Source organism: Halomonas sp. A29, assembly GCF_046723295.1.
Taxonomy (GTDB): Bacteria; Pseudomonadota; Gammaproteobacteria; order Pseudomonadales; family Halomonadaceae; genus Halomonas.
On record NZ_JAXQPR010000006.1, the window covers coordinates 18410 to 35453 of the forward strand.

Below are 17044 nucleotides of genomic sequence, written 5' to 3' on the forward strand. Positions count from 1 at the left end.
GTCTATGACAATCAACTTCGGGTCGACTGCGGGAGCTCGGCTACCAGGCGCAGCGACGCGGTCAGCTCGTCCAGCTGGTAGTGCGGCCGCAAGAAGGTGACCGCTTTATAGACGCCTGGCTTGCCTGGCACTTCGGCAACTTCCACACGCGCTTCACGCAGCGGAAACTGGGCTTTGGCTTCCTGGCTGGCATTGTCGTCGAGAAGCACATACTGCGAGAGCCAGTCATTGAGGTAGCGCTCAACGCTGGTCCGCGAGGCAAAGCTACCAACCTTGTCGCGCATGATGGCTTTCATGTAGTGAGCAATGCGCGAGGTCGCGAAGATATATTGCAACTGTGCAGACAGGCGCGCGTTGGCGTTGGCCACATCGGTGTTGTACTGCTTTTGCTTCTGGGCGGACTGAACCCCGAAGAAGGCGGCGTAGTCGGTCCCTTTACAGTGCACCAGCGGAATGAAACCAAGGTCGGACAGCTCCTTCTCCCGCCGGTCGGTAATGGCGATCTCGGTAGGGCACTTGAGCGCGACCTCGCCATCGTCCGTCTGAAAGGTATGAGTCGGCAAGTCTTCCACAAGACCGCCTCCCTCCACGCCCCGTATCGCCACACACCAGCCATAGTTGGCGAAAGCATCGGTCACCCGCGCTCCCAAGGCATAGGCGGCGTTCATCCACAGGTACTTGTTGTGCTCGCGACCGTCGACATTTTCGACAAAGTTGAACTCTTCTACCGGGTCAGTATCAGGTCCATACGGCAGACGTCCCAGGACGTGGGGCAGCGTCAGCCCAACGTAACGCGCATCCTCGGAATTGCGGAACGACTTCCACTTGGCATATTCAACCGTATCGAAAATCTTGGTCAGATCTCGTGGACCGCTCATTTCGGTGAAAGAGTCCCAACCGAAAAGCTCGGGAGACGATGCCGAAATAAAAGGAGCGTGCGCCGCCGCAGCCACGTGAGAGATCTGCTCAAGGAGGTAGATGTCCTGCGGGCTGCGCGAAAACTCGAAATCACCAATCAACATGCCGAAGGGGGCGCCACCAAAAGTGCCGTACTCTTCCTCGTACACCTTCTTGAATAGCGCGCTCTGGTCGAATTCGGGTGCTGACTTCATATCGCGAACCAGATCTTTCTTGGTTGCGTTGAGCACCTGGATCTTCATGTTGCTGCCAGTCTCGGTCTGGTCCACCAGGTACTTGAGACCGCGCCAAGAAGACTCGAGCTGCTGGAACTCACTGGCGTGCATGATTTCGTTCATCTGCTCGGAGAGCATCGCATCGATTTCAGCGATCCGAGCATCAAGCACCGCGACCAGATCCTTGCTGGGCAGTACTTCGCCATCCAAGACCTGGGCCACCAATTCCTCGATCAGGTCCCGGGCCCGGTTGCGCTCATCCTCAGAGCGCGCTACCCGGCTTTGCGAGATAATACTGTCCAGCAAAGACGCTTGCGGTGCGAAGACGGCTTCTTCGGTTTCTTGCACCACGGACGCCTGTGTTTCCGGTTGTTTCTCTGACATGTCGGGGCTCCACCGTTACTTGTCGTCTTCGCGGACCGCTTGCTCGCGGCCGAACTCTTCGCCTAGAGTCTTGAGCTTCTCGCTGTTCTGCAGCACGTCCATCAGCAGCTCTTCGAGCTTGTCGTTGCCGCCCATCTTGTTGCGCAAGTCCGCCAGTTTGTTGCGCACCTCCAACAGCTTGCGCAGCGGCTCGACCTGCTTGACAACGTTTTGAGGCTCGAAATCTTCCAAGGTATTGAAATTCAGCTCGACGGGTAGCTGGGAGCCATCCTTGGACAGAGTATTGTCGACGCGATAGGCCAGACGCGGCTTGTACCCCTTGAGAACGCTGTTGAAGTTATCGCGATCAACAGCCACGAACTTGCGGTCCTTGAGCTTGGGCGGGGGGCTCAGAGGATTACCGGAGTAATCGCCGACCACACCCACGACGAAGGGCAGCTCTTTCTGCTCCTGGCTATCGCCGATTTCGACGTCGTACGTAATATGGACTCGCGGGGCGCGAATTCGCCCCAGCTTGTGTTGTGTACTATCCCTCTCCGCCATGGCGTCGATTCCTCATACGTTGAGATGATTCGTTCGCTTCATCGCCGACAACTTCAAATTGCGGCGATTGCCTTCAACAGGCGCTCCCTGACGGCATCTTCCATTTCCATGATGTCCGCCTCGTCAACCAGCTCCTCGAAGGTGCTGTTTCCGGCAATTTCAGTGCTTTTCAGGATCAGGCTCTCATCCGGCAAATGAGATGATACGGGTGACCCAATGACACAAAATGGCATATCGCCAAAATCCATCAGCTTCTCGAAGCTAACGGGAAAGCGCAGTCCCAGCAGCAGCCTCCCCAGCCCTGGAGCGCGATTGATGCAATAAAAAAGCATCAAGTAATGCACGACGAAGCGGAACAGCTCCGCTGTACTACGATTGGGGTCTCGAATGACCTGGCGAAAGCGCTGTAGCTCGAACCCCTTGAAGCCCACCACCCAGCGTACAGGACTGGTGATGCGCACAGGCTGGTCCCGCCCAGTTAGCATTACGTCATATTCATAAGGGTAGAGCTGAGGGGTGGAGCCAAGAATCTCCAGCGGTACATCCAGCTCCTGGATCAGCCGAAAGGGCGCAGCGTTGGCCGTCATCTCGAACAGCGACTTGAACTCCTTGAAGGCATGCTGAGCCTCACGTCCGCTGCCACGCGGCGCACCTTGCAGATACTCACCAAAAACCAACTGGGGGCGTATCAGCAATGCCAAGGTAGATAGGTAATCCATCGCCTGTTCATGTAACAGGTCACCGACGACCCGAGTCTGCCTACGCAGCTTGATGAACGACTCGATATCGAACGTTCTTTGCATACTCAGGCGCCCTCCTAGCTGGCAATACTCATCGTGGCAAATAGGTAGCGCACCTAGCGCAGAGGCTCGGTACGCATGAGTTCGTAGGAGGCACTCATATTCGAAAGCTCCCTATCAGCCACCCAGCCCAACCGCTGGCCTTCCTCCTCGACACGCAAGACGATTGGACTGGCCTGGCTCTCGATGTGATAGTAAACACTCTCACCCGTGCTCATGAGCCGCCAGTCGCCCCATTGAGTGGAAGTAAAATCGCCACCGATCGCGTCGACATGAGTCTGCTGCAGAAAATACTTGTCCGGACGCCCCGTCTCAGGGTCACGATGCAGGGTCAGATCCGCACGAATAATGCGACAATCGATGCAGGGCAACGTCCCTACGAAGCGCGCGACGGACTCGAACGATTCCTCGCTAGCATCATTGGACATCGAGGCACAACCGCCCAGCCCCAAGGCGAGCAAACCGATCATCCAACAACCATGCCGAGCACCCAACATTCGCCGAGCACATGCAAAAATTGATAGCGTTTCCCAATGATCGAGACGTGACATAAGCGCGCCGCCGTTAAGCCGTAAATTAGTGCGAGCGACCCTTGCCGGATCGCTCGACGAGCTCAAGAAAAATCCAATCAAGATGCGGCGACTGCCGCGCCATACGCTCCTTGGACACAAAGCATCTCGTCGTCACGCAACATGGCTCGGCGAGATATTGAAGCGACAGCATTATGTGGCAACACTGTCAGCGACCCGGCCAACATGCCCGCCACATGAAAAAGGTGACCACTACGCCAGACACTCAAGCACATTTCGCGCTGCTCGAATTCCTTAAAACCTCCAACTTCTTCGCTGCTTTCGCCCTCTCTGGCGGTATGTAACGGAACGCTACCCGAGGGACTACAATATTTCCGTAATGTAACTGAGCGTATTAGAGAAGTGATCTCGCATCACACATCTTACCAAGAAGGGCGACCTCGGTGACACCGAGTCCGGGCTCTGCAAGCGTAAGCGGAGGCTGAATTACATGTAAGACATATCTTACAAGCTGGACAAATCGGTGTGTCCACCGATCGAGCCAGATCCCTTCGCATAGCGTCTTGCCAGGTAAAGCCCTATTTGCGAGGCGCAGAATTCCCGCTCAGCGACGGCTTCCAAGCAGTTAACAAAACTCGATGAGCACTTTGCTGAAGGCTAATGCGCGGCCTTTGCAGAGGGAGAAAGACAGGATCGACGACAAAAAAATTCGGCCGGGTGATGAGCCCGGCCAGTGAGCTTCAGCCGAGGCGGGCGCGTATTGCCGCTTCGATACCGGCGGCGTCCAGGCCGCACTCTGCCAGCAGTTCGGTGGGCTTGCCGTGCTCGACGAAGGTATCGGGCAGGCCCAGGTTGAGCAGGGCGACCTGCATGCCTTCGGCGGCAAGCAACTCGTTGATACCACTGCCGGCGCCTCCTGCTACCACGTTCTCCTCGAGTGTGACCAGTAGGTCGTGGTCGGCGGCGGCAGCCAGAATCGCCTCACGGTCGAGCGGTTTGACCGAGCGCATGTTGAGCAGGGTAGCATCGAGGTTTTCCGCCACTTCAGCCGCCGGACCGTTGAGGCTGCCGAAGGAAAGCAGGGCCACCCGCCGTCCCGCCTTGGCACCGCCCTGGCGACGAAGCTGGGCCTTGCCGATCTCCAGTGGCTCGAGGTGGGCGGGAATATCAACGCCTGGCCCGCTACCACGCGGGTAGCGCACCGCAGCGGGACCGGGATAGTGATAGGCGGCACTGAGCATGGCCCGACACTCGGCCTCGTCGGCCGGCGTCAGGATCACCATGCCGGGCACGCAGCGCAGGTAGGAGAGATCCATGCTGCCGTGATGGGTGGGACCGTCCTCGCCCACCAGGCCGGCACGGTCGACGGCGAAGGTGACATCGAGCTCCTGCACCGCCACGTCATGAATCAACTGGTCGTAGCCGCGCTGCAGGAAGGTCGAGTAGATCGCCACCACCGGTTTCATCGCCTCGCAGGCCATGCCGGCGGCCAGCGTCACCGCATGCTGCTCGGCAATGGCCACGTCGTAATAGCGCTCGGGGTAAGCCTTGGAGAAGCGGATCAGGTCGGAGCCTTCGCGCATCGCCGGGGTGATGCCGATCAGCCGCTCGTCGACGGCGGCCATGTCGCACAACCAATCGCCGAAGACGTTGCAATACTTGGGTGCTTTTTTCTTGGCCGGCGCGGTGGGCCTGATGGTCGGCGCCTCGCCATTCTTCTCCGGCTCACTCTTTTCCAGCTTGGTGATGGCGTGATAACCGATGGGGTCGGCTTCGGCGGGTAGGAAGCCGCGCCCCTTGCGTGTCTTTACGTGGAGGAACTGCGGGCCGTCCAGGTCGCGGATGTTGCGCAGGGTCTGGATCAGGGTAGGCAGGTCGTGACCGTCGAGGGGGCCGATGTAGTTGAAGCCCATCTCCTCGAACAGCGTGGCCGGGCTGACCATGCCCTTCATGTGCTCCTCGGTGCGGCGCGCCAGTTCCAGCGCCCCCGGCAGGTGCGACAGCACCCGCTTGCCCTCCTCGCGGATGGCGAGATAGGGCTTGCTGGAAAGGATTCCTGCCAGATAGCTGGCAATGCCGCCGACATTCTCGGAGATCGACATCTCGTTGTCGTTGAGCACCACCAGCAGGTTGGCATCGACATGGCCGGCATGGGCCAGCGCTTCGAAGGCCATGCCCGCGGTCAGCGCACCGTCGCCTATCACCGCGCAGACCCGTCGCTTGTCGCCTCGGGTGGCGCTGGCCAGGGCCATGCCCAGCGCCGCCGAGATCGAGGTACTGGAATGGCCCACGCCGAAGGTGTCGTAGGGCGACTCGGCACGTCGTGGGAAGGCGGCCAGCCCGCCGTACTGGCGAATGCTGGGCATCGTCTCGCGCCGGCCGGTGAGGATCTTGTGCGGGTAGGCCTGGTGGCCGACGTCCCACACCAGTCGGTCATGGGGCGTTTCCAGGGCGTGGTGCAGGGCCACGGTGAGCTCCACCACCCCCAGACCGGCGCCGAAGTGGCCACCGCTGCGGCCCACGCTGTAGAGCAGGTAGGCGCGCAGCTCGTCGGCCACCTGCAGCAGTTGGGCACCGGTCATGGCCCGCAGTGCCGCCGGTGTGTCCAGCGAGTCGAGCAGCGGGGTCACCGGGCGCTCGACTGGTATTACGTCGTAGAGCTTCATGTGCGATTCGGTCGTCCTGGCTGTCATGCCATGTGGCTAATGGTCGCGCTCGATCATGTAGCGGGCCAGCTGTGCAAGCGGACCGCCCGCCTCGCCCAGGGAGCCCAGCGCCGCCAGCGCCTCTTCGGTCAGCTCGCTGGCCCTGCGGCGGGCACCTTCCAGCCCCAGCAGGGCCGGATAGGTGGGCTTGTCACGCGCGGCGTCGGCACCCGACGCCTTGCCCAGGGTCTGGGTGTCGCCGGTGACGTCGAGGACGTCGTCATGAATCTGGAAGGCCAAGCCGAGCGCCTCGGCATAATGCTCCAGCGCCGCGACGCGGGGGTCCGATTCCTCTACCGCCGTCAGCGCCCCCATGCGCACCGCCGCGCGAATCAGCGCCCCGGTCTTGTGGGCATGCATGGTGGCCAGAGCCTCCACGTCAGGGTGGCCGCCAACGGCCGCCAGGTCCAGCGCCTGCCCCCCTACCATGCCGTCGCGGCCGGCGGCCGTGGCCAGGGTGAGGATCAGCGCCGGCAGCCGCGGGTGGGCGGCACGGGCGAGCACTTCGAAGGCCAGCGTCTGCAATGCATCGCCGGCGAGTATCGCCGTGGCTTCGTCATAGGCACGGTGCACCGTGGGCTGACCGCGGCGCAGGTCGTCGTCATCCATGGCCGGCAGGTCGTCGTGCACCAAGGAGTAGGCATGGATCAGCTCGACGGCGGCGGCCGGCGCGTCGAGCGCCTCGTCATGCGCCCCCAATGCCCGCCCGGCCAGATAGACCAGCAGCGGCCGCAGGCGCTTGCCGCCCACCAGCAGGCCGTGCCGCATGGCGTCTTCCAGCCGTGGCGCCGCTGGCCGGCGCTGGTCGAAGACCCGGGCCAGAAAGGCATCGACGCGCGCCCGGTCGGCGGCCAGGAGAACCGCGAGCGAATCAGTCTTCACTGTCGTCCTCCACCGCCGGAGCATCGAAGGGTGCGAAGTCGGTGCTGCCGTCGGGACGTTCGATCAGGGTGCGCACGCGCAGCTCGGCCTCGTCCAGCCGCCGCTGGGCGTCGCGGGTCAGGCGTACGCCCTGCTCGAACGCGGCGAGCGAGCCTTCGAGTGTCAGCTCGCCGGATTCCAGCTGCTCCACCAGCTGTTCCAGTCGTTCCACGGTAGTAGCGAAATCGACTTCGGCATCCTCGCTCGCCGCCATCTCGCCCGCCGTTTGCTTGTCACGCTCGGCCATGACACCTCTAGCTCGTCGCCGCTGTTTTCAGGAGGCACAGTATACACGCACTGCCCCGCTGGTCGTCTGTCTGCGCCGCGCAACGTGCAGCGCGCTCATCTTTGCGACGCAGCATTTTCATCTTCGCGCGTAGCGGTTGTGTTAACATGAGCGCCCTGTTTCCAGCTCGCGGCGCACCAAGAAGGGGTTGATTCGACCATGGCCAAAACGTCCCTGGACAAGAGCAAGATCAAGATCCTGCTGCTCGAGGGCGTCCACCAGAGCGCGGTGGACAATTTTCTGAATGCCGGTTACACCAACATCGAGCACCTGCCCACCTCGCTCGATGAGGAATCGCTGATCGAGAAGATCCGCGACGTGCACTTCCTCGGCATTCGCTCGCGCACTCAGCTCAACGAGCGCGTGTTCGCCGCCGCCGAGAAGCTCAACGCCGTGGGCTGCTTCTGCATCGGCACCAATCAGGTCGACCTGAAGGCGGCGCTTTCGCGCGGTATCCCGGTGTTCAATGCGCCCTACTCCAACACCCGTTCGGTGGCGGAGCTGGTGCTGGCCGAAGCGATCATGCTGCTGCGCGGCATCCCCGAGAAGAACGCCCGCGCCCACCAGGGCGGCTGGCTGAAGAGCGCCAAGAACTCCCACGAGGCCCGCGGCAAGACGCTGGGCATCGTCGGCTACGGCAACATCGGTGCCCAGCTCTCTGTGCTGGCCGAGTCGCTAGGCTTCAACGTCATTTTCTACGACGTGGTGACCAAGCTCGGCATGGGTAACGCCAACCAGGTGGCGAGCCTCGAGGAGCTGCTGGCCCGGGCGGACGTGGTCAGTCTGCACGTGCCGGAGCTGCCCTCCACCAAGTGGATGATCGGCAAGGACCAGTTGGCACTGATGAAGCCCAGCGGCATCCTGATCAACGCTTCCCGCGGCAGCGTGGTGGTGATCGAAGATCTGGCGGCCGCCCTTGAGGCCGGTCGCCTCTACGGTGCCGCCATCGATGTCTTCCCGGTGGAGCCCAAGGGCAACGACGAGGAGTTCGTCAGTCCGCTGCGCGGGATTCCCAACGTGATCCTCACGCCGCACGTCGGCGGCTCCACCCTCGAAGCCCAGGAGAACATCGGCATCGAGGTCTCCGAGAAGATGATTACCTATTCCGACAACGGCACCACCGTCACCTCGGTCAACTTCCCCGAAGTGGCGCTGCCGGCGCACCCGGACAAGCATCGCGTACTGCATATCCACGACAATGTGCCGGGCGTGCTCTCCGAGATCAACCGGGTGCTCTCCGAGAGCGGCATCAACATCTCCGGCCAGTACCTGCAGACCAACGACAAGGTCGGCTACGTGGTCATCGATGTCGACAAGGCCTACGGCCCCCAGGCCCTCGAGGCACTGCGCAAGGTCGAACACACCCTGCGCGTGCGAGTGCTCTATTCCGAGACCAATTTCGAAGGATAAGAAATAGCCGCGCCGTTTGGCCTCAAGCCGCCGCGCCATCAGGTGCGGCGGCTTTCGTTTGAAGGTACTTCGCTCAGAGGCTCACTCAGAGACTCTGGATATCGATCACATACCCGACGATCGGATAGCCGGCCTTCCTGGCGGCCTTCTCGGCTTCCAGTTGGGCTTCCAGCTTGGAAATGCTGGTGGAGCGATGCTCGAAAACGGTGTCGGCTTCCAGCTTGCGCGTTCTCACGGCCAGCCGGACCAAGTGCCCGGTCTTGTAGGACTGGGCCGGCTTGTCGCCAACCGGCTTCGAGCGCTTCTTCCCGGGGCTCGTTTCTCCTGGCAAGTCGAGGGCTGGAGAAGGCACATGGCCGGGTTTCAAAAAAGCGTCGATCTCACGCTTGACGCTTTGCTCGAACTCACTCAGTTCGTCGCTCATTCGTCCTCCAATGACAGAGATACCCGCCCTGCTTCGAACATAACAGACCTCGTCGTTTCTCTAGCTAACCCAGGTTATGCCACTTTAGCCAATGCCTGCAGGTAACGGGCTGGGCCAACCTGCCGCTCCAGCAACCGCAGGCCCGCCCACAGGCTCACTTGATTCGCCGTCAGCACCGCCCGGCCGGCCTCGCGATTCAGCATCTCGACCAGCTCCAGGGTGTTGATGGCGGTATCGGGAACCAGAATTGGATCGTCCGATCCATGTCGCTTGGCGAAGTCGCGCACGGCCGCGACGATGTCGAGACGATGAGAGTCGGCCGCATAGGGACAATCCAGGACCTCGTGATTCACCACAGTCACACCGCCATCCTGCAGGAACCGCACCAGTTGCTCGGTAACGTCCGGCGGATAGGGACTCAATAGGTCGACTCGACGATAGCGCAAGGCTTCCAGGGCATCGCGAAACGCCAGCGCGGTGCTGGTCACCGGAACTCCGAGCCAACGGGAAAGCTCCCGCGATTGAGTCAGCGACCACTTCAGCCCGCCGATGAAACTGCCGCTGGTACAGGCCCACACCACCGCCTGGGCACCCCTGTCCTTGACCAGCCCTTCACCCACCGCCGCCAGGCGCTCGATAGCCCCGAGCGACATCAGGGCGGCGTGTTCATGGTGGCCATCGCTGATCACCTTGCCCACTTCAATGGAGGGCAGTTCACCGGACTCGCGCCGGTCCAGCCCGTACCATTCATAGTCGCTCGGACCATCCTCGGGCAGCAAGATACCCAGACACTGTGCACTTTGCATCGATACCTCTCTGATAGTCATCTCTCGGGACTCGTTAGTCGAGACGTCCAAGCTAGCTGCTGCGGCAGCCTCGGCGATTCGACGCGGTAGTTCTTGTTATGCTAATGATTAATGTCCAAAGCATCCTAAGCATCGCTACCAGGGAAGACCCGCATGCCGACTGCCGCCGCCTACCTGATCGTAGTGCTGGTGTGGGCCACCACGCCACTGGCCATCAAGTGGAGCGCCGAGGCGGGCGCGCCGGTGGGCAGCGTGATGCTGCGCATGCTGATAGCTTTCCTGGCGGGGCTGGCGGTACTGCTGCTGCTGCGTCGGCGCCTGCGCCGGGACACACGTGCCATGAAGAGCTATGCAGCGGCTGTCCCCGGGGTGTTTGGCGCCATGGCGCTCAGCTATCACGCCTCGATGACGCTGCCCTCCGGCATGATGTCGGTGATTTTCGGCATGGCACCGCTGATCTCAGGGCTGATCCTGCAGCTACTGCCCGGTGCGGTGAAGCTGCGCCGCTGGCACTGGTTCGGCTGCCTGCTCGGCGTGGCTGGCCTGGCCGTGGTGTTCGCCGACAGCCTGGTGCTGGGTAGCGACCAACTGCCGGCCCTGCTCATGATGCTTCTGGCAGTGACCCTGTTCAGCGGCAGCGGCATCGCAGTGCAACGTGTGGCCGCGGGCCTCGGCCCACTGGAGCAGACGCTTGGCGCGCTGGGCTTGAGCCTGCCGTGCTTCTTCATCCTGTGGCTGATCAGCGGCGAACCCATGGCGGTGCCGCTGAGTGCTCGCGGGCTGTGGTCGGTCCTCTACCTGGCCCTGTTCGGTTCGCTGCTGGGCTTTCTCTGCTACTTCCTGATCCTTTCGCGGCTTACTGCCGCTACCGTGGCGCTGGTCACGCTGATCACCCCGATCCTGGCGCTGGGCCTCGGTATGACGCTCAACCAAGAGCAGCCTTCCTCCTCGATGCTGGCAGGCGCCGTGCTGATCCTGGTGGCGCTGGGGGCTTACCTGTTCGGCGACAGATTGGCGCGGCTCAAGGCCGCTCGCGAGCGCTCCCCTTAGACTAGAAACAGGTTTGCATCACCTCGACCACCTCAAGCCGCTCGTCGACACGGCAGATCCGCCGCCACTTGTCGAAGGTCAGGCAAGGGTGGGAAGCGCCGAAGGCGACGATATCGCCCACTCGTACCCGGCCATTGCCGTTACCGGGCTCATCCTCATCCGTGGGAAGACTGACGAAGGCGTGCTGGTCCATCAGCTTGGTCACGCGCCAGCCCTGCACCGGCAGCGAACGACCTCGCTCGTCGCCCTCCCGATAGCGCCTCAGCGGCTCGGGCAACTGGTCGTGACCGATGTCGCGCTTGCCCATGCCAACGATGGCAAGCCCCGGCTCGGGAAGAGAGATCACCTGGGCGAATATCTCGAGCGCCGGCTTCAGCCCGAGCTCGATCTGGGGCTGCCGGCCCAGAATCTCGCGTTGGGCCTGGCGATAGATGCCATGGTCGTGCACCACGTAGCATCCGGGGCGCAGCACCGGCACGAACCGGGCGCCCAGCCGTGCCTCGCTGAACACCCCGGCGATCAAATCGTACCAGGCCGAGCCGGATGCCGTGATCAGCGGCTGCGGCGTCTCGATCAGGGCATCGCGCTCCAGCGCCTGGGCCGCCTCGACCAGTTGCCAGGCATAGGCGCGCACGGCTCGGCCGGGCTCGTTGCCATGCACCACGCCTTCGTAGCCCTCCAACCCGGACAATACCAGCGCCTGCTCGCTGTCGATGCGCTCGGCCAGCGCCATCACTTCATCGGTATCGCGGCAACCGCAGCGTCCGCCAGGCATCCCCAGCTCGATCAAGACCTTGAGACGCAGGCCACGGGCGGTGAAATAGCGCGCCAATTGCTCGACGTTGGCGATACTGTCGACCACGCAGTAGAAGTCCGCACCGGCTTCCAGCAGCTCGGCGACGATCGTCATGTTGGCCTCGCCGACGAGCTGGTTGGCCATCAGCAGGCGATGAACGCCGTGACGAAAAGCCGCCCGGCACTGGGGAGCGGTGGCCAGGGTGATCCCCCAGGCGCCGGCGGCAAGCTGGCGCCGGAACAGCTCGGGGCACATGGTGGTCTTGCCGTGAGGGGCCAGGCGTGCGCCATGGTCATCGCAGAAGCGCTGCATCCATGCCAGGTTGTGGGCCAGCGCCGGCTCGTGGATAACCGCGGCAGGCAGGCTGACGTCGGCCAATAGCCGGTTGCCCGTCTGTGGCATGCCTTTATGCAGGTCTTCGTGGTCAGGGCTCGAATCGTTCATGCTTAGCTCTCGCTGGGTGGGCGCCAGGCAGCCGGACACACCGTCTTTGGTCGCAGGTCTGATGAAAAACGTGCTCGACAGGCTAGGCTGGTGGCGGGCACGTTTCTACAGGATACGACAATGACGACAACCGTCGATGAGCGCCCGGTGATTCGCCGCGACCAATGCGGGGTCGCCACCCTCACGCTGAACCGGCCGCGCCAGTTCAATGCGCTTTCGGAAGAGGTACTCAAGGCGCTGGGCGGCGAGCTAGCCCGCCTGGCCAACGATGACTCGGTGCACTGCGTAGTCATCGCCGCCGAGGGGCGCGCCTTCTGCGCCGGGCACGATCTCAAGGAGATGCGCGCCAACCCCGACAAGGCTTATTACCAGGAGCTGTTCGCCCGCTGCGGCGAGGTCATGCAGCGCATCGTCAACCTGCCGGTGCCGGTGATCGCCAGAGTTCAGGGGCTGGCTACGGCAGCCGGCTGCCAGCTGGTGGCCAGCTGCGACCTGGCGGTGGCGGCTAGGTCGGCGCGCTTCGCGGTGTCGGGCATCAACGTCGGGCTGTTCTGTTCGACCCCCGCCGTGGCGCTGTCGCGCAGTATCAATCGCAAGCGCGCCATGGAAATGCTGTTCACCGGTGAGTTCATCGACGCCGACCAGGCACTCGAATGGGGCCTGATCAATCGCGTGGCCGACGACGAAGCGCTGGACGAGGCGCTCGCTGAGCTTACCGCCAGCATCTGCGCCAAGAGCCGTGTGGCACTGCGCACCGGCAAGGCGATGTTCCAGCGCCAGTTGCAAATGCCGCTGAACGAAGCCTACGCCTTCGCCGGCGAAACCATGGCCTGCAACATGCTGGCCGAGGACGCGGCCGAAGGCATCGACGCCTTTGTCGGTAAGCGGGAGCCCCAGTGGCGACATCAATGACAGCATTTCGCCACCGCACGAGTAGAGTGGAAGGCATTTCCGCAATCGAGACAAGCCGACGGCGAGGCGGTATCCTGTCGCTGGCCTTCGCAGAAAGGTCCGCCAGGTCATTCGGAGAGGAAGTACGCAGGTGAGTGAAGTCAAACGCAGAACGGCCGGGCGGCCGCCCGGCCCCGGCAAGAGCGCCAGCGGTCATAGCCAGTCGCTGGTGCGCGGGCTCAATCTGCTCGAGCGGCTGGCAGCCACTCCGGGCGGCCTGGCGCTGTCCGAACTGGCCGAGATGGTCGACCTGGCCCCTTCCACCACCCACCGCCTGCTGCAGGCCCTGCAAGGGCAGGGCTTCATTACCCAGGATGGCGAACTCGGCGTGTGGAAGATCGACGTCAAGACCTTCCGCATCGGCAACAGCTTCCTCGAGGCGCGTGACTTCGTTGCCACCAGCCGGCCCTTCCTGCGCCGCCTGACCGCCCAGACCGGCGAGACCGCCAACCTGGGCATCCGCGACGGCGCCACGGCAGTGTTCCTGGCCCAGAGCGAATCGCCGCAGATGATGCGCATGATCACCCGGCTCGGCTCACGCGCACCGCTGCACGCCTCGGGGGTGGGCAAGGCGCTGATGGCCTGGCTGCCCGATGACGAGTTCGAACGGGTACTGGCCGAACGCGGCCTGGAGCGGGTCACCGAGAATACCCTGCACACCCCGGAGACGCTGCGCGCCAACCTTGCCGAGGTGCGCCAGCAAGGCTTCGCCTGCGACCGCGAGGAACATGCCATCGGCCTCCACTGCGTGGCGGCCTGCCTGCACGACCAGCACGGCACGCCGCTGGCGGCGATCTCGGTGTCGGGGCCGGTAGCGCGCATCCCCGAAGCGCGGTTGCTGGAACTGGGCGAGCTGGTGCGCGAGACCGCCGCCGAGATCACCGCTCGCCTGGGCGGGCAGGTTCCCAGCCCCACCGAGGCCTCGGTCGAAGCATGAGCCGAAGCCGTACGCTGCTCGTTGCGGGTCTCCTGCTGGCCTGGAGCAGCGCTCACGGTGACGGCGCGGCAAGATATGACACCAGCCACAGTGGCTTGGTGGTGGACTCGCGCCAACAGCTCGTCTGGATGCGCTGTAGCCTGGGACAGCTTTTTCACGACGGACACTGCCTCGGCGAGGCCGAACGCCTGCATCTGAGCGACGCCGAGGCGCGAGTCGACGCCTTGGCCACGGCCGACTGCCCATGGCGCCTACCGCGCTTCTTCGAGCTGCGTGGCCTGATGCAACCAGGCGATGACCGGGGCATGGCGATCGATAGCATGGCCTTTCCCGACACGCCCTCAGGCTGGTATTGGAATCAGGTCACCGCCGGTGGCCACTCGCAGCAGGACTGCTTCGTCGACTTCGCCGGCGAAGGCCGTACGCGTTGCAACATGGCCGGACAGTTCTACCTACGCCCGGTGATGTCGCTGGGTGAGGCCGCTGCCCACTGCCTGGCACCATAGTCCAGGCGGGCCACTAGCTTTTTTCGCCTATTCGCTCCAACTGACGCTCGAGCTTGCGCATCACATTGAGCAGGTCGCGATACTCACCGGCGGTAAGGGTGGCAACCAGCTCCGCCTCCCAGGCCTGGGCCTCGGGAATCAGCTTGGTCAGCAGCGTCCGGCCGGCGGCGGTGAGGTGGAGATCCTGCTGGCGCTGATCTTCGGGAGCGGGTGTGCGGCTGATCAGGCCGCGTTCCTCCAGCGCCTGGATCGCCCGCGACACGCGGGCCTTGTCCATGTTGGTGTAGGTGCAGATCTTCTTTGCCGTCAGCTCGTCGCAGTGGCTGAGCCAAGCGAGCACCCGCCACTGCGCGATATTGAGCTGATAGCGCTCCTCGTAAAGCTCGGCCAGCGCCTGGCTGATGCGATCGGCCAGGCTGTTGAGCCGGTAGGGCAGGAACTGATTGAGATCCAGCTCCGGCTTCGTCGATGGCTCGACCAGGCTCTCGTCGCCCTCCCTGGCGAAGCCGGCCTGGGGCTCTTCCGTGTTCATTTTTCGAGACTCCTCACTCTACGCTTGGCAGCGGTCAATAGAGCAATTGCGGCAGGAACAGCACGATACCCGGGAACACCAGCACCAGCAACGCACGCACCATCCCGGCCACCCAGAACGGCGTCACGCCGCGGAAGATCGTGCCCGTGGAGACGTCCGGCAGCACCGCCCGCAGCACGAACACGTTCATCCCCACCGGCGGGGTGATCAGGCTGATCTCGATCACGATCACCACCAGGATGCCGAACCACACCAGGTCGAAGCCGAGCCCCGCCACCACCGGGAAGAACACCGGCACGGTGAGCAGCAGCATCGACATGCTCTCGAACACGCAGCCGAGCAGCACGTAGATGGCCAATATCACCAGAATCACTAGGAACGGCGCGATATCGAGTCCGTTGACGAAGGCCAGCAGGTCGCTGGGCAGCCCGGCGCGGTTGATGAAGTTGGCGAAGATCAGCGCGGTGAGCACCACGGCGAACAGCATGGCGGTGGTGCGCACGGTGTCCATCAGCACGTTCATCAGTACTTGGGGCGTCAACGCACGGCGCATCAGGGCGATGATGAAAGCCCCCATGGCACCGATGCCTGCCGCTTCGGTGGGGGTGAACACGCCGAGGTAGATGCCGCCGATCACCAGCACGAACAGCGCCAGGGTGCTGCCTACGCTCTTGAGTGCCTTCATGCGCTCGGGCCAGGCCACGCGCTCGCCGGCAGGGCCTGCCGACGGGTCGCGCCACAGCACCCATTTGACCGAGCCCAGGTAGAGCAGGATACCCAGGATGCCAGGGATGAAACCGGCGGCGAACAGTTCGCGAATGCTGGTCTCGGTGAGGATGCCGTAGATCACCAGCATCACGCTGGGCGGGATCAGGATGCCGAGCGTGCCGCCGGCGGCGATGGAGGCCGAGGCCAGGGTGTCCTTGTAGCCGTACTTGCGCATCTGTGGCATGGCGACCCGGCCCATGGTGGCGCAGGTGGCCAGGCTCGAGCCGCAGATGGCGCTGAAGCCGCCGCAGGCGACGATGGTGGCCATGGCCTGGCCGCCCTTGCGGTGGCCGAGAAAGCCGTTGGAGGCGCGGAACAGCGCGTCCGACAGCCCGGCATGGGAGACCAGGTTACCCATCAGGATGAACAGCGGGATCACCGACAGGCCGTAGTCCATGGCGGTATCCACCACCCGCCGGGCGGCCATCGACTCAGCGGCGTTCCAGTTGCCGGTCAGGTAATAGAAGCCGGCGAAGCCGACGATGCCCATGGCAAAGGCCAGCGGCACCCGCAGGAACGCCAGCAGCAGCAGGGCGGCGAAGCCGTAGAGCGCTTCAGTCATTGTCGCCTCCCTTGCCTTTCTCGGGACTGAGCGGGCCGCCGCGTGCGAGTACACCCACGCCTTCGAGCAGGTAGAACAGCGCGCGCAGCAGGGTCAGGGCGGCCGAGGCGGCCAGCATGGTCGCGATCAGGTAGATGAGATAGCCGTTGGGGATACGCAGGAACTCGGTGACGTCGCCCCACTGCATGGCGCGCTCGCCCAGCGCCCACACGCGCCGGGCCATGATCCACAGCGCCCCGGTGACGATCAGGTTGACCAGCACCTGGCGAATCCAGATCAGCCGCGCCGGGAAGACGCTGTCGAGCAGGTCGACGCTGACGTGCTCCTCGCGCCAGCACACCACCGGCAGCGACAGGAATACCAGCGCGGCCAGCATCAGTTGAGTCAGCTCGACGGTACCGAGGATCGGCGAGTTGAAGAAGTAGCGTCCGGTCACATCCGCCGTGGTCAACAGCATCATGGCGAAGAGGGTGGCGCCTGCCACCCCCTCCAGCGTCAACTGCATGACACGGCCGACCCGCAACAGGAACGGGGACGAGGTCGGCATGGTCAAGCC

General features: G+C 63.3%; 18 protein-coding genes. 5 read left to right on the forward strand and 13 right to left on the reverse strand.

The features are described 5' to 3' along the window. Nucleotides 1–11 precede the first annotated feature (11 nt). The 7 genes from tssC to SPH52_RS12545 form a co-directional block, all read right to left on the reverse strand. Nucleotides 12–1517: a type VI secretion system contractile sheath large subunit gene (gene tssC, locus SPH52_RS12515; protein ID WP_411795363.1), complete on the reverse strand. Its 1506-nt coding sequence runs from the start codon at nucleotides 1515–1517 to the stop codon at nucleotides 12–14. Nucleotides 1518–1532: 15 nt separating this feature from the next. Next, nucleotides 1533–2060, reverse strand: coding sequence for a type VI secretion system contractile sheath small subunit (gene tssB / locus SPH52_RS12520; RefSeq protein WP_411795364.1), 528 nt, complete (start codon nucleotides 2058–2060; stop codon nucleotides 1533–1535). Nucleotides 2061–2113: 53 nt separating this feature from the next. Continuing rightward, nucleotides 2114–2863, reverse strand: a complete 750-nt coding sequence (locus SPH52_RS12525; RefSeq protein ID WP_411795365.1) for a hypothetical protein — start codon at nucleotides 2861–2863, stop codon at nucleotides 2114–2116. Nucleotides 2864–2916: 53 nt separating this feature from the next. Then, nucleotides 2917–3330, reverse strand: a complete 414-nt coding sequence (locus tag SPH52_RS12530; protein ID WP_411795366.1) for a copper resistance protein NlpE N-terminal domain-containing protein — start codon at nucleotides 3328–3330, stop codon at nucleotides 2917–2919. A gap of 800 nt (nucleotides 3331–4130) precedes the next feature. Continuing rightward, nucleotides 4131–6056, reverse strand: a complete 1926-nt coding sequence (gene dxs / locus SPH52_RS12535; protein WP_411795367.1) for a 1-deoxy-D-xylulose-5-phosphate synthase — start codon at nucleotides 6054–6056, stop codon at nucleotides 4131–4133. Nucleotides 6057–6092: 36 nt separating this feature from the next. Next, nucleotides 6093–6977 carry a (2E,6E)-farnesyl diphosphate synthase gene (gene ispA, locus SPH52_RS12540; RefSeq protein WP_411795368.1) on the reverse strand — a complete coding sequence of 295 codons (885 nt, stop codon included), beginning with the start codon at nucleotides 6975–6977 and terminating at the stop codon, nucleotides 6093–6095. Continuing rightward, nucleotides 6967–7263, reverse strand: a complete 297-nt coding sequence (locus SPH52_RS12545; RefSeq protein ID WP_411795369.1) for an exodeoxyribonuclease VII small subunit — start codon at nucleotides 7261–7263, stop codon at nucleotides 6967–6969. The genes ispA and SPH52_RS12545 overlap by 11 nt, the downstream gene beginning before the upstream one ends. A gap of 198 nt (nucleotides 7264–7461) precedes the next feature. On the opposite strand from SPH52_RS12545, the gene serA reads away from it, so the two are divergent. Continuing rightward, entirely contained in the window at nucleotides 7462–8712 is a 1251-nt protein-coding gene (gene serA / locus SPH52_RS12550) for a phosphoglycerate dehydrogenase (protein ID WP_411795370.1), read from the forward strand. An 85-nt stretch (nucleotides 8713–8797) separates the two neighbouring features. On the opposite strand, the gene SPH52_RS12555 is transcribed toward serA, so the two are convergent. Next, nucleotides 8798–9136, reverse strand: coding sequence for a hypothetical protein (locus SPH52_RS12555; protein ID WP_411795371.1), 339 nt, complete (start codon nucleotides 9134–9136; stop codon nucleotides 8798–8800). Nucleotides 9137–9210: 74 nt separating this feature from the next. Further along, entirely contained in the window at nucleotides 9211–9942 is a 732-nt protein-coding gene (locus tag SPH52_RS12560; protein ID WP_411795372.1) for a hypothetical protein, read from the reverse strand. Nucleotides 9943–10095: 153 nt separating this feature from the next. Here SPH52_RS12560 and SPH52_RS12565 point away from each other — a divergent pair, with 153 nt between their 5' ends. Further along, a complete protein-coding gene (locus tag SPH52_RS12565; protein WP_411795373.1) occupies nucleotides 10096–10992 on the forward strand; it encodes a DMT family transporter in 897 nt (298 codons plus the stop codon). A 1-nt stretch (nucleotide 10993) separates the two neighbouring features. Here SPH52_RS12565 and SPH52_RS12570 read toward each other — a convergent pair whose 3' ends face one another. Continuing rightward, complete coding sequence (locus SPH52_RS12570; protein WP_411795374.1) at nucleotides 10994–12232, reverse strand: amino acid deaminase; 1239 nt, start codon at nucleotides 12230–12232, stop codon at nucleotides 10994–10996. Nucleotides 12233–12352: 120 nt separating this feature from the next. Here SPH52_RS12570 and SPH52_RS12575 point away from each other — a divergent pair, with 120 nt between their 5' ends. The 3 genes from SPH52_RS12575 (at nucleotide 12353) to SPH52_RS12585 (ending at nucleotide 14626) form a co-directional block, all read left to right on the forward strand. Next, nucleotides 12353–13144 (forward strand): enoyl-CoA hydratase, encoded by a 792-nt coding sequence (locus SPH52_RS12575; RefSeq protein WP_411795375.1) that lies wholly within the window; start codon nucleotides 12353–12355, stop codon nucleotides 13142–13144. 130 nt (nucleotides 13145–13274) lie between these two features. Next, on the forward strand, nucleotides 13275–14120 hold the full coding sequence (locus SPH52_RS12580) for an IclR family transcriptional regulator (protein ID WP_411795376.1): 846 nt from the start codon (nucleotides 13275–13277) through the stop codon (nucleotides 14118–14120). Next, a complete protein-coding gene (locus SPH52_RS12585; protein WP_411795377.1) occupies nucleotides 14117–14626 on the forward strand; it encodes a DUF1566 domain-containing protein in 510 nt (169 codons plus the stop codon). The genes SPH52_RS12580 and SPH52_RS12585 overlap by 4 nt, the downstream gene beginning before the upstream one ends. Nucleotides 14627–14639: 13 nt before the next feature. Here SPH52_RS12585 and SPH52_RS12590 read toward each other — a convergent pair whose 3' ends face one another. Genes SPH52_RS12590 through SPH52_RS12600 form a run of 3 tightly spaced genes read right to left on the reverse strand, consistent with a single transcriptional unit; the run spans nucleotide 14640 to nucleotide 17035 of the window. Then, the gene (locus SPH52_RS12590; protein WP_411795378.1) at nucleotides 14640–15158 is read right to left on the reverse strand and encodes a MarR family winged helix-turn-helix transcriptional regulator; all 519 of its coding nucleotides are present in this window, start codon (nucleotides 15156–15158) and stop codon (nucleotides 14640–14642) included. A gap of 34 nt (nucleotides 15159–15192) precedes the next feature. Beyond that, entirely contained in the window at nucleotides 15193–16488 is a 1296-nt protein-coding gene (locus SPH52_RS12595; RefSeq protein ID WP_411795379.1) for a TRAP transporter large permease, read from the reverse strand. Then, a complete protein-coding gene (locus SPH52_RS12600; protein ID WP_411795380.1) occupies nucleotides 16481–17035 on the reverse strand; it encodes a TRAP transporter small permease in 555 nt (184 codons plus the stop codon). Before SPH52_RS12600 ends, SPH52_RS12595 begins: the two co-directional genes overlap by 8 nt. Between the last annotated feature and the right edge of the window lie 9 nt (nucleotides 17036–17044).